The sequence below is a fragment of the Arthrobacter antibioticus genome, assembly GCF_030063205.1.
Lineage (GTDB): Bacteria > Actinomycetota > Actinomycetes > Actinomycetales > Micrococcaceae > Specibacter.
In genome coordinates this window covers 556,423-568,810 of sequence record NZ_JASISQ010000001.1, presented here as the reverse complement: position 1 = coordinate 568,810, position 12,388 = coordinate 556,423, and the positions used below count along the sequence as shown (strand labels likewise).

The window sequence follows — 12,388 nt, the reverse complement described above, 5'->3', positions numbered from 1 at the left end:
GGTGCTTGTCAAGGAAATCCACGCACAGCGTGTTGGTGGCGTCGTCCTGGTAGAGCGACGCCACCAACAGAGATTCTTAGAGGAACTTCACGCCCTGTGCCAAAGGCAGTTCGCCCGAGTAATTAACAGTGTTCGTGGCTTGGCGCATGTATACCTTCCAGGAATCGGCGCCTGATTCGCGACCACCACCAGTTTCTTTCTCGCCCCCAAAGGCGCCACCGATTTCAGCACCAGAGGTACCGATGTTCACGTTCGCAATTCCGCAATCGGAGCCGGCCGCGGACAGGAACTGCTCAGCTTCGGCATGATTGTTGGTAAAAACGGCTGAGGAGAGGCCCTGCGGAACATCGTTTTGCAAAGCGACGGCGTCATCAAAGTCTGTGTAGCTCATCACGTACAGCAGCGGCGCGAACGTCTCATCTTTGACCACGGGTGTTTGAGATGGCATGCGCACAATTGCCGGTTCCACGTAGTAGGCGCCAGGCTGCTCGTCTGCTTTAACCCTTGCGCCACCGCACAGTACGGTGCCGCCTTGTTCCTTCGCCGCGGTAAGGGCATTCTGCATCCCCTCGAAGCTGGACTTATTGATTAGGGGACCGATCAAATTCTCCTCATCTAACGGGGTGCCAATGCGCAAGGTCCCGTAGGCGCTAACAAGTTTCTGTGTCAGATCATCAACAATGGACTCGTGCACAATTAGGCGCCGCATGGAGGTGCACCGTTGACCTGCTGTTCCCACGGCAGCAAAGACAATACCCCGCAACGCAAGATCCAGGTCTGCTGAAGGGGTGACGATGGCAGCATTGTTGCCGCCGAGTTCTAAGAGTGCGCGGCCGAACCGCTGAGCTACACGCGGGGCAACTTCTTGCCCCATCCGGACTGAGCCGGTGGCTGAAACCAGTGCAATACGGGGATCATCCACTATTAGTTGTCCGCCTACCCGATCGGTAAGGGCCAATTTGTGCAGGTTTTTGGGCGCTCCGACTTCTTGGGCTGCGCGAGCCAGCAGCGCATCAGCTGCTATGGCACTGAGCATCGTCATGCCTGAGGGCTTCCACACAACAGTGTCTCCGCAGACCAAAGCAAGCGCTGTGTTCCACGCATAGACCGCGACTGGGAAGTTAAACGCAGAGATGATCCCGACCACGCCAAGTGGATGCCAGGTCTCCATCAATCGGTGGCCTGGACGCTCCGATGGCATGGTTTTCCCGTACAGCTGGCGGGACTGGCCTACGGCGAAGTCACAGATGTCGATCATTTCCTGCACTTCACCCAGTGCCTCTGAAGTGATTTTTCCGGCCTCCGCGGTGACTATGACTGCTAGATCGCCCTTGTGCTGTGTTAGGAGTTCACCCCACCGTTTAACCAGGTTGCCGCGGACAGGGGCCGGGACGTCACGCCAGGTCTTGAAGGCTTCTGCGGCCTGAGCGATCATCGTATCTATTTCGGTTTCAGTGTTAACCGGCAGGTTCATGAGGATTTCGCCAGTCAACGGAGAGAGGGCTTCGTGGGCGCCGCTCAAAGCGTCAATATCGACTCCACAAGCCTCCAGCGAGGACCGAACTTTGGATGTTAGTTCGATGTTTTGAGTAAGTGTTTCAGTCATGGGATTCTCCTTGTGATTTTCTTTTTCTAAAGGAATGCGTGTGGTCTAGTGGGTGATGCTGATTTTGAGGAGTTCGGCTAAGGCTGCAACAGAAAGATCCTGCTGTCTTTGGTAGAGAGTATTGGGATCATGAACCTCTGCGCCGATGATCGAGGACATGCGGTAGATGTCGTAACTTGTGCCGGTCTGGCTCTCATCTTTTGAGCCTTCCTCGGTCAAGTTCGATTGAAAAATGCCAGCTGCTGAGCGTGGGAGAAAGTCTTCGTAGACGATGGGTTGGGGCACAGCGATCCCAGCCGTGATTAACTCGCGTAAAGAGATGGTTTCGGGAACAGATGCGCTGGCGAGTGCAGTTTCATCCAAACCGAAAGTGAAGAATGCCAAACCACGCGCGGCCAGCTCCTGCTCCGTCTGGGGGAGCTCTTCCGCCCAGACCTCAGCAGCTACACCAGCGCGTGTTGCACTGTTAGCCGAGTTGGCCAACCGTCGCTCGGCCTCCGCAACCATTCGGTCATACAAGTCACGCCCTGCTGGGGTCAAAGCGATTCCACGGGCCTCGACCTCCCCGAAACGCACACGGAGTTGGCCTTCATTGGTTGTCCCATCCGCATAGCGAAAGACTCTATTTTCACCCAACGCCCGGAAGGAGGTCTGCCGCAGCAGGACATCTGGACCATCCCACCTCGGTGGCCCCTGTATTTCATCGATCATGGAAATTCCACGTGACTGCATCCGCTCGTAGAGATCGTCAATGTCAAGAACCCTGGGCGTGAGGTGGTTAATATGTGTACTGCTCACTCCACCAATGTCGGCAGCAACTGCGGAAATTGCCTCAAGTTTTTTGTACCACTGGTAATCAACAGGGTCGCTGGAGAGTTCCAGCGACGCCGTCGCTAGTTCTAAAAGACGATCCGCTCTCTCCTGAGGGAGCTCATCAACGCTGACCGCATAGTCTGCCAGTTCCAGAAGCTCCGGACAGAAGAGTTCCCGGGCACCAATGAACGCAGCAAGTTCAGCTTGTAGTTCCGCGTCAAAGAACCGCGGATCTTCGGCCGCCAACATCGAGGTGAAAACGCGGAAAGGATTTTTTGCAAGCTCCTGCTCATCAATGGGTCGAAAGGCTGTAGCAACCACCGGCACGGAACTTGAAGATGCGTCCCGAAGGTCATAGAAACCCACAGGAAACATCCCAAACGCAGCAAAAACTCGAGCTACCTGAGACATTTCTTCGGCTGACCCAACACGGATTGCTCCATGCCGCTCTGCCGTGACACGTGCGATGCTTCCGAGGCGTTCTGCTTCTGCACCATTCTTAGCGACATAGTCTTCGTTGACTGACGTGGATACCTCTACGAGGTCGTTGTAGGCAGGAACTTCATTGCCGTACATGGTGGAAAGCCGTTTAGCGAACTCGGCACGAAGTTCCCAAGTTTTCAGTGATCTCATAATATTGCTCCTTTCGAAGGATTAGATAATGTGTACTTCTTGGAAAAGTTTGGCTGCCTCCGTGAAACGGTCAGCGGAAAACGAGCTGTGATCAATGAACGATTCCCGGCCCAAGAACAGGTCTCTGATGAGCTCGCCCACGGCTGGTCCCTGAAGGAATCCATGGCCGGAGAATCCGGTGGCGTAGTAAAAGCCCTGGACTGTTTTCGAAACGCCGATCAATGCGTTGTGATCAGGTGTATTTTCGTAAAGGCCCGCCCAGCCTTGGGCAAGCTCTGGCTCTGCCAGTGCTGGGGCACAGATTCGTGCTGCTGCATTGAACTCGGAGAGCCATTCGTGAGTGAAATCCCGGTTGAACCCTGGCTTCTGGTCTGAGTTGGAAATTCCAAGCAGCATACCGTTGGCGTAGTTGTGGAAGTACATGGTGGTGGAAAGGTCCAAGGTGAAGGGGACTGTCGGCATGGGTGTACTTAGCTGCGGTGTCATACCGATTTGTCGTCGAACGGGTGTCACTGGAAGGTTGACCTCAACCATTTCTCCTACGCGCTGGGACCACGCGCCCGCGCAGCAAATGACAGCGCTGGTTTGGATCGTTCCACGGTTGGTGGTGACAGCGCTGATACTACCGCCGGCGGTGGAAACGTCCATGACCTCTGTGTGTTCAAGGATGTGCACGCCCAAACTACGTGCCGCCTGTGCATAGGCATGCACCACTTTTTCGGGTTCAGCAAATCCGTCTTCTGGAGAAAAGGAAGCCCCGACAAGCGCTTCTTGCCTCAGGAATGGATTGATTTCTACCGCCTGGGTTGGCGAAACCATCCGGCTGTTGCTTCCTAACCGATTCTGAATGTGAGTGCTTTGTTCGCAGGCGAGCAGTTCAGCCTCGCTTCTGCATAGGAAAAGGTAGCCTACTTTGCGTAATCCAATATCAGTCTTGAAGCGATCATTGAAGTTCTCAAACGAGCGAAGGCTTCGTTGACCCAAAATAATATTTGCTGGGTCTGAGAACGTGGCCCGCACGCCTCCAAGAGGTTTGGCCGAGGAACCGCGGCCCAACTCAGCCCTTTCGATCAGGACTATATTGCGTACTCCAGCTTCAGCGAGATGGAAAGCAATGCTGGTTCCCATGACGCCGCCCCCAACAATGACCACATCAGCGTGGGTGGGCTGGCTGGTACCAACTGGGAGATTGAGCGAGACCAACTTTGACATTGATCCTCCTGACTCAGAAGTGCCGACGCCCACAACGCTGTAGGTATCAACTATCGGTAACGGGTTATATATAACCATAGTGAGTGCGGATGTGATCTACGTCAAGTGTTTGGTGAAATGGATTTTCGCTTCAGTCGTTATCGCACGTAGTGCCCCACAGTTTTTTTGCACTGCTGGGTGCAGCTGTGCGGGCGTAGAGCGCTGCGCTGACGGCTTCTGGGGTGGGTGCTTTGTTTCTTAACCGGCTCACGGCTCAAAAACAACTTCACACAGGAGTGACTCGGGCAGTGACTAGGGCAGCGAGTAGCTTAGGTGCGCAGCCATCAGTTCTTCGACTCGAACGCGGTTGCCGGCCAGGAGTGCTTCCAGAATGGGCAGGTGTTCGGCAGCACTGATTGCCAGTAGCCCTCGTTCCGCCAGATAGTACGAACCGCTAATTCGGCTTTGGTCGCGAAGGTTTTCTACAATTTTGGTCATCCGGGAATTACCAAGCAACTCAACTATGCCTAGATGGAAGTTCTGGTCGGCCTCGAGATAGTCGACCATATTATCGGCCTGCGAGGTGGCGACAGTGTCTTCGGCAAGCTTGGTGAGCCGTGCTGCGTCAGTAGTGTTCACCCCGCGTTCAGCTACTCGTCCAATGGCCGTTACTTCCACCAGCATTCTTAGATCGTAAACTTCTTGCTGATCTGCCGCGCTCATTTCAACAACACGGAATCCTCTATTTCTGACAACTTCCAGAAGTCCCTTCTCGCTGAGTGCCATCATGGCTTCTCGCACCGGACTATTGGAAACGCCAAGCTGAATCGCTAAAGCATTGGCCGAATAAATGCGCCCCGGTTGCATGGCACCTGACATCATCGCGCGGCGGACAATGGAGAGAGCCTCATCTCGTAGAGTCGCCCGGCCCTCACCCAGTGCGCGTAATCCGGTTACTGCGATTGGCTGCTCCTGCATTTTGCTCCTCAGGTGATGGTCACACTCGATAACACTTCCATAACACTAGGTCACGTCAGTGCCGATCTGCGACGGTCGTTGCGGTCGAGCCGTCTGGATCAATGCGACTCTTGCTTACGAACGCTTGACATATCACTAATTTCCCTGCAGATTGGTTATCGACAATCGATTGTGTGTCATACATCACTATTATTGCTTTGTTCGTTTACCGCAAATTCTGACTGAGGTCAGTTCTGATCAAAGAGGATCACCATGAACATTCGTAAATTTTTGGTAGGTACCGCATCGCTAGGGTTGCTTGCTTTGTCCCTTTCTGCGTGTGGCGGCAGCGAGGTCAGCAGCGTTGCGAAGGACTGCACACCAGAGTCGAGTTTCAAGACCATGTCGGAAGGGTTCCTGACCGTAGCGGCGCCTGAGTTCCCGCCATTCTCTTCGAACAAGGATGGCAAGCTCACCGGAGTCGACGCTGATGTCATCAAGGAATTTGCAGCCAAAAACTGTTTGGAAGTCAAAGTAGAATCCACCTCGTACGCGGGCACAATTCCTGCAGTACAAAGCGGCCGGGCCGATGTGGCCATCGGTTGCTACTACCGCACAGCAATTCGAGCCAAGATCGTTGATCTTACGGACCCGATCTATACCGATGAGATGGGATTCATTTCTGAGGCCGGTGTGAACGAGATTCCAAAGCTGGAAAGTATGAAAGTTGGCACTGTAGATGGATATCTGTGGGTTGCTGACATGAAAAAGGTGATGGGATCAAATTTGACCATCTATCCAAGCGCTGTGGAGATGCAAGCAGATCTTAAGACCGGCCGCATTGAGGTTGGCATTGACGGGTACGGATCAGCTGTTGAAATGTACAAGGGAGATTCCACGTACAAGGTGGTTGGTGCGGCTCCGGACCCTCGCGTCATTGCCTCTAAAGAACCAGCCCAAATTGGGTTCCCGGTTTCCAAGGACAAGGCTGATCTGACGAAGGCCATCAACGCCTCAATCACGTCCATGAAAACTGATGGAAAGATCGTGCAAGTTTTGGAGTCCTATGGTTTGCCGGCAACCGCGGCAGACACTGGCGAACCTCGTTTGGTGGAATAAGGGCAATGAATGATGCCCGTCTGTAAGGAAAGTACCCACCGATAGGGAGGATTCCGGAGTAATGAACTCAGAGACGAATCGTACTCAAATGCCCATGAAGGTCCCTGAGTTCATGGACGAGGCGGCTGTTGGGAGCGCCTTGACGGCACAGGCGGCAATTGATTCCATGACAGCTTTTCTACTCGCTGGATTCGACCCCGAGGCAGGGGTTCCTAGAACCAGGATTGAAACCTCGGCCGGAACATTCATGCAGATGCCTGCTTCGAATGATCACTACGTCGGGACAAAGCTGCTGACAATCACTCCGAAGAATGCGGCTTCTGACTCTCCTGTTATTCAAGGTTTGTATGCACTCTTCGGTGGTGCCGACCAGCGCCCCTTGGCCATACTCGACGGTATTGCACTGACGAACTGGCGCACGTCTTGTGTATCAGCCCTATGTGTTGGCTTGGTGGCCACCCCCGGTCCCAAGCGGCTGCTCATCTACGGCACGGGGGTTCAGGCTTGGGAGCATATCAAGATATTTAGCGAGATCTTCGATCTACTTTCCGTGGAGATCCTTGGCAGGAATCCAAGCGCAGCAAAGGAGCTTGTTGCACGGGCAGCTGAACTGGTACCGAACGTTTCTATCGGTGATGATGACTCCATTTCCAGCGCTGACATTGTTGTCTGTTGTACAGCATCAGAGCAGCCGCTCTTTGACGGTTCACTAGTGAAACCAAACGCTGTTGTGGTGGCGATGGGCTCTCACGATAGCGATCATCGTGAGCTTGATGATGCCCTCATGGCTCGGGCTACCGTCTGTGTTGAATCGTTGGATTCAGCGCTTCGGGAAGCCGGAGATGTGATCCAAGCATTGGAATCTGGCGCTATCGCCTCGTGCTCAGATCTCATCACGGTGGGTCAGCTGGTTCTTGAACGGGCCACTCCTGTAACAGGCAAACCGGTGGTTTTTAAAACAACGGGTATGCCATGGCAGGACTTGGCCGTAGCTATTGCCGCTTACGAGACTCACATGTGCGACGGCGGATAAGCCCTCCTTTCGGTGTGGTTGTGGGCGTTTCGTTCGTGGTCGCGAAGGAAACGCCCTGATTGAGGAAGCACGACTAAAAGAAATTAGGACAACTGATGACACAGCTTAATTCCGTATCCGCTACGCCCGTGGTGCAGGTCAGGAACCTTGCCAAGGCCTACGGTACGAACGTCGTTCTTCGTGACGTCTCATTGAGCGTTGCAGAGGGGTCGGTGACAGCCATGATTGGACCCAGCGGTGCTGGCAAAAGCACCGTACTTCGCTGCATGAATCTCTTGGAGCAGCCGGACAGCGGAGAAATCGAGATTGATGGGCACCGCATCGTTGCGGGAGAAAAAATTAACCCCAAAAACTTGGCCGCTCTCCGGCGAAGTGCAGGAATGGTCTTTCAGCACTTTAATCTTTTTCCGCACATGACAGTACTCAGAAACATTAGCCTGCCTCAGGAGCGGATCCTGGGCCGTACCCGCGATGAGGCCAATGAGAAGTCAATGGAACTACTTGAGCGCATGGGACTGGGGGATAAGGCGGACCAGTACCCGTCTCGTTGCTCCGGTGGTCAGCAGCAACGAATCGCCATCGCCAGGGCTCTGGCTCTTGGTCCTCGGGTCATGCTCTTTGACGAACCAACTTCCGCACTTGATCCGGAAGTGGGAGTTGAAGTACTTGAGGTCATGAAAGAGCTGGCCGCAAGTGGTATGACCATGGTGGTGGTCACCCACGAAATGGCGTTTGCCAAGAGTGTCTCCGATGAGCTGGTGGTCATGGCGGACGGTGGCATCATCGAGCGAGGCAACCCGCTGCAGATACTTCAAGACCCGCAGCAGGATCGTACCCGCCGTTTTCTGCGTGCAGTACTGGAGCGTTAGATCATGGACATGCTAAAAGTAGTCATGATGGGCCTGCCAATGACGATTGTTGTCACGGTGCTCGCTCTGATGATAGGCAGTGTGATTGCACTACCCATCGTGGCCGGTCTTCGAAGCAAGAATAAGCTTATTTGGTTGCTTTCGCGTGGTCTCGTGGATATTCTGCGCGGTGTGCCCCCTGTTGTGTGGTTATTTATTCTCTACTACGGAATAACCATCGGGGCCGTAAAGCTAAGCGCATTGCAAGCCGGCATTATTGGGCTCGGAGTGGTTGCAGCTGCCTACTTAGCGGAGATCTTTCGAGGCGCAATTTCATCCATACCCAAAGGACAGTGGGAGGCCAGCTCAGCCCTCGGCTTTCGGCAAGCAACCGTCTGGACTCGCATCGTGGGACCGCAGACCGCACGCTCAGTTATTCCGGCGTACACCACCTTCGCTATTGGGCTTCTGAAGGACTCCTCAATTGCTTCAACCATTGGTGTCTCGGAAATTGTTTTTATGTCCAACCAGTATGCTCGGCAGTCAGGTGAGGGCATTATGGTCTTCTTTGTTGCCGCCGCAGTTTATATAGTGCTCAGCGTTCCGTTGGGACTGCTCTCTAGGCGTCTGGACATTAAGATGCGAAAGGCGGTGGCGCGATGAATAACCTGTTTGAGATTGCGATCGAATACGGACCAACCCTGCTTGGTGGTCTTAAAGTCAGCCTCACGCTCACGCTTCTAAGTCTAGTTATTGGCCTACCTATAGGCCTTGTCTTTTCCTTCGGCGTGGTGGCACGGAACAAAGTATTTAGGTATATTTCCGTGTTCTTTGTTGAAGTTGGGCGCGGGGCGCCGGCATTGGTGCTGTTGCAGCTGATGTATTACGGACTGCCCAATGCCAGCATCACCTTGAGCGCCATGGCGTCTGCCTGCCTGGCTCTGACTTGGACAACTGCCGCCTACAGTGCCGAACTTATCCGCGGCGGCATGCAAGGGGTTCCTGCCGGGGAAATCGAAGGATCGAACGCGCTGGGGATGAGCCGTCGAGATAGCTTGCGGTTCATTATCATTCCGCAGGGACTGAGGATAGCGCTCCCGTCTCTGATGGGTTTTGCTGTCCTTTTGTTTCAGGCGACCTCGCTGGCCTACTCGGTGGCCGTTCCCGAACTAATGAGCCAGGCCTATTCCATTGGCTCATCAACTTTCCAATACCTGCCGATCTTTATTGTTGCTGGACTGCTTTATGCGGCTATCTCAGTGCCGGCAACGTGGTTGTCGGTTTGGGCCGAACGGATCCTTAGTAAACACCTCTAATAGTTTCGGTGAAATGGAGAAGGGACTAAACTGATGCGGATCCTCGTTATTGGTGCCTCTGGCGTTATGGGAGGACACGTGGTGCATGCTCTTTACGCTCATCATAAGGAGTTTGGCGAGGGTGAAGTTGAAATTTTGGAGGCGTCCAGATCTTCTGCGAAATTCCCTGTTGATTGTCATGATGATGCCAGCGTGTTGCGGCTTTTCAAGAAGATTGGTCGTGTGGACGCCGTGGTGAGCACCATTGGGGGTGCCCAGTGGGCATCGGCTGAGGTAGCTACCCTTGAGCATTTTAAGACTACGCTTGATGGGAAACTCCTATGCCAGATAAGGATTGCCCTTACTGCTCGTGACTACGTCATCGACGGCGGATCGATCACGTTAACAAGTGGCATTGTGGGCAGCTTCGCCTTCCGCGGCGGTTCTCCTAGCTCCATTGCGAACAAAGGCCTTGATGCCTTTGTCAGCAATGCAGCCCAAGAATTACGGAGAATCAGATTAAACACGGTCAGCGCAACAGTGTTGCAGGAATCTGCCAGCTCATACGCCACAATCTTTCCCGGATTCGCGCCTATCCCCGGAGCACATGCCGCTAGTGCCTATGTTCGAAGCGTCTATGGTGCGGAGTCGGGTCAAACTATCAAGGTGTGGTCTTAGCTTGGTGTCCTATTTCACCAGGAGCTGCCCCAACTCTTGGGTGCAACGGGTGAGAGCTACATAGAGTCCGTTCCATCCTCGAGGCTGGGCTGCAATGCTTGGGGCGTCCACAAGTAACGTGGCATCCCATTCCAGACCTTTGGCATCCGTTGCGGAAAGAACTGGTGTTCCCGGCAAAGCTGTTCGCAAAGTGTAGAGGCGTTCGAGGGGAGCGATGACACCGACCATCCCGCCCTTCCACCGGGTGGATAGTTGCTCCACGGCGAGTGCAGCTTCGGCGTTTAGACTCTCCTCGGTCACGGTGCGTTCCCACGGTTCAATGCCAGAAGTTCGAACCGCGCGAGGGGGGTCGTTATGGCTGCCGGCATTGCGCAGCACTGATGCTGTGAGCGCCATGACTTCCATCGGGGTGCGGTAACAAATAGTGAGTTGCGCTTCGGTCCATCGTTCACCGAAGGCTCCGCTGACAGCTTCTGCCCATGTTGTGTGCAGATGAGGGGCCTCCGCTTGGTCGATGTCGCCAACAGCTGTAATAGAACGAGATGGGCAGCGGCGCATGACCATGAACCACTGCATTTGTGAAAGTTCTTGCGCTTCGTCGATGACCACGTGTCCGTAAACCCAGTCTCGTTGTGCGGGTGCTCGATCGGATAAGAATTCGCCTTGTTCGCTCTTTGGGTGTGTCTCGCCCAGTAAATCAGCCAAAGCATCGTAGAGGGGTATGTCGCTACTTGCCCAGGTTTGCGGTTCGCCGACGATTGCCGTTCGTTGGCGAGCAGTCAGCTCAGGCACCCACTGAGAGAGCAATGTTGTTTCTCCTAGGAACCGGTGTAGCTCCACGGCAGTATCGCGGCTCGGCCACCATCGGTACAGCACAGCACGCAGACTGGCATCGTCAGCGATCCTATCCCGCAGTAGTTCGATGTCTGCTTCTGTCAGTACCCCGTCAACTTCGGCCCCGGTTGCGCCGCTAGTGGCGGCGCGATTATCGGTGTGAGTGAATGCGGCATCGAATTCGCTGAGCAGGTCTTCAAGGCCAGCTTCCACCTGTCTCAGCGTTTCTTCGTTGCGTTCGATTATTGCGTCGGTGAGTAAATCGTGAACCTGCGCTATGAAGACTGCCCGTGCCGCATGGTAGGAACGCCCCGAGGTTGCTGAGCGGATCGCTCGTGCGATTCGTCCCTCATCTATTGTGTAGCGCTCACCTTCCCACAGTAGCTCCAGGTCGGCAGGCTCTGGCACAAACGATCCACAATACCGCGTGAGTGCCTGTTGCCAGAGTGCCCGGCCCTTGATCTCTGCTACTTCGCGCTGCTCAACGCGCTCCACCTCGATGCCAGGTACCAGGGTGTCGCAGGTGGCTGAGGCCATTGCGGTTTCCCCCAGTGCCGGTAAAACCTGGGCAATATAGTCCAAGAAGCGGTGTGATGGTCCAATGACTAACACGCCCTGTGCGGCAAGTTTGGGATAAGTGAAAAGTAGATAGGCAACTCGGTGAAGTGCCACCACTGTTTTCCCAGTCCCGGGGCCGCCTTGAACAACCAGCGGACCACGGGCGCCAGCACGAATCACATCGTCCTGTTCGCGCTGCAAGGTTGCTGCGGCAGTACTCATCTGGCCTGTCCGCCGCTCATCGAGCGCGGCCAGCAGCGCGCCCTCACCAACTAGTTCACTGGCTCTCGAGCCATCAAGTGGCTCGTCGTCTACGCCGATCACCTCACGCCCGTTGGTTCTTATATGCCGACGGCGCGCCTGGCCTTGTGGGTCCACGGGTGTAGCAGTGTAGAAGGCGCGTGCGGCAGGTGCGCGCCAGTCAATGACTAGAGGATCATCGTCATCGTCGGAGCTCGGTATACCCACGCGTCCCAGATGACGGACTGTTTGATCTAACGAGTCGAGTCGACCAAAGATCAGTCCTTGCCCTGCGTGTTGTAGTTCAGCGCGGCGACGTGCGAGCATGCGCAACCGTGCCTGCGCCACTGTGTCCTGGGCCGGGAATTGAAGTTCGGTATTGAGGTACTGAAGTATTCCGTCGCGCCGCTTGAATGCTTCGTTGAGGATGAGCTGCTCCTCTGCTGATCCGCTGACCTCTGCAGCGGCGTCTTCGATAACATATGTGGTCACGTTATTCAGGGGCACTGGCACTCTTTCGATACGTAGTACTGTCGTCGCTCCGAGTTAACGCCACGTTCTGGAAAAATATTCCTCCTAGCGG

General features: G+C 54.6%; 11 protein-coding genes. 6 read left to right on the top strand and 5 right to left on the bottom strand.

Annotation, left to right across the window (positions count from 1 at the left end):
- Window positions 1–76: 76 nt before the first annotated feature.
- The 4 genes from amaB to QMG40_RS02620 all read right to left on the bottom strand — a co-directional run bounded on the left by amaB (window position 77) and on the right by QMG40_RS02620 (window position 5,221).
- Window positions 77–1,606 carry an L-piperidine-6-carboxylate dehydrogenase gene (amaB, locus tag QMG40_RS02635; protein WP_283527609.1) on the bottom strand — a complete coding sequence of 510 codons (1,530 nt, stop codon included), beginning with the start codon at window positions 1,604–1,606 and terminating at the stop codon, window positions 77–79.
- A 45-nt stretch (window positions 1,607–1,651) separates the two neighbouring features.
- Complete coding sequence (hglS, locus tag QMG40_RS02630) at window positions 1,652–3,052, bottom strand: 2-oxoadipate dioxygenase/decarboxylase (RefSeq protein ID WP_283527607.1); 1,401 nt, start codon at window positions 3,050–3,052, stop codon at window positions 1,652–1,654.
- Between the two features lie 21 nt (window positions 3,053–3,073).
- A complete protein-coding gene (locus QMG40_RS02625; RefSeq protein ID WP_283527605.1) occupies window positions 3,074–4,264 on the bottom strand; it encodes an NAD(P)/FAD-dependent oxidoreductase in 1,191 nt (396 codons plus the stop codon).
- Window positions 4,265–4,555: 291 nt separating this feature from the next.
- Window positions 4,556–5,221 (bottom strand): GntR family transcriptional regulator, encoded by a 666-nt coding sequence (locus QMG40_RS02620; protein WP_283527603.1) that lies wholly within the window; start codon window positions 5,219–5,221, stop codon window positions 4,556–4,558.
- A gap of 252 nt (window positions 5,222–5,473) precedes the next feature.
- Between QMG40_RS02620 and QMG40_RS02615 the strand changes: the two genes are divergently transcribed.
- The 6 genes from QMG40_RS02615 (at window position 5,474) to QMG40_RS02590 (ending at window position 10,173) form a co-directional block, all read left to right on the top strand.
- Complete coding sequence (locus tag QMG40_RS02615; protein ID WP_283527601.1) at window positions 5,474–6,319, top strand: substrate-binding periplasmic protein; 846 nt, start codon at window positions 5,474–5,476, stop codon at window positions 6,317–6,319.
- A gap of 61 nt (window positions 6,320–6,380) precedes the next feature.
- Window positions 6,381–7,352, top strand: coding sequence for an ornithine cyclodeaminase family protein (locus QMG40_RS02610; protein ID WP_283527599.1), 972 nt, complete (start codon window positions 6,381–6,383; stop codon window positions 7,350–7,352).
- A 95-nt stretch (window positions 7,353–7,447) separates the two neighbouring features.
- A complete protein-coding gene (locus QMG40_RS02605; protein ID WP_283527597.1) occupies window positions 7,448–8,221 on the top strand; it encodes an amino acid ABC transporter ATP-binding protein in 774 nt (257 codons plus the stop codon).
- Between the two features lie 3 nt (window positions 8,222–8,224).
- A complete protein-coding gene (locus tag QMG40_RS02600; protein WP_283527595.1) occupies window positions 8,225–8,863 on the top strand; it encodes an amino acid ABC transporter permease in 639 nt (212 codons plus the stop codon).
- Entirely contained in the window at window positions 8,860–9,516 is a 657-nt protein-coding gene (locus QMG40_RS02595) for an amino acid ABC transporter permease (RefSeq protein WP_283527593.1), read from the top strand. Before QMG40_RS02600 ends, QMG40_RS02595 begins: the two co-directional genes overlap by 4 nt.
- Before the next feature lie 33 nt (window positions 9,517–9,549).
- Window positions 9,550–10,173 (top strand): short chain dehydrogenase, encoded by a 624-nt coding sequence (locus QMG40_RS02590; RefSeq protein ID WP_283527591.1) that lies wholly within the window; start codon window positions 9,550–9,552, stop codon window positions 10,171–10,173.
- A gap of 9 nt (window positions 10,174–10,182) precedes the next feature.
- On the opposite strand, the gene QMG40_RS02585 is transcribed toward QMG40_RS02590, so the two are convergent.
- Entirely contained in the window at window positions 10,183–12,312 is a 2,130-nt protein-coding gene (locus QMG40_RS02585) for a HelD family protein (protein ID WP_283527589.1), read from the bottom strand.
- Window positions 12,313–12,388: the final 76 nt, after the last annotated feature.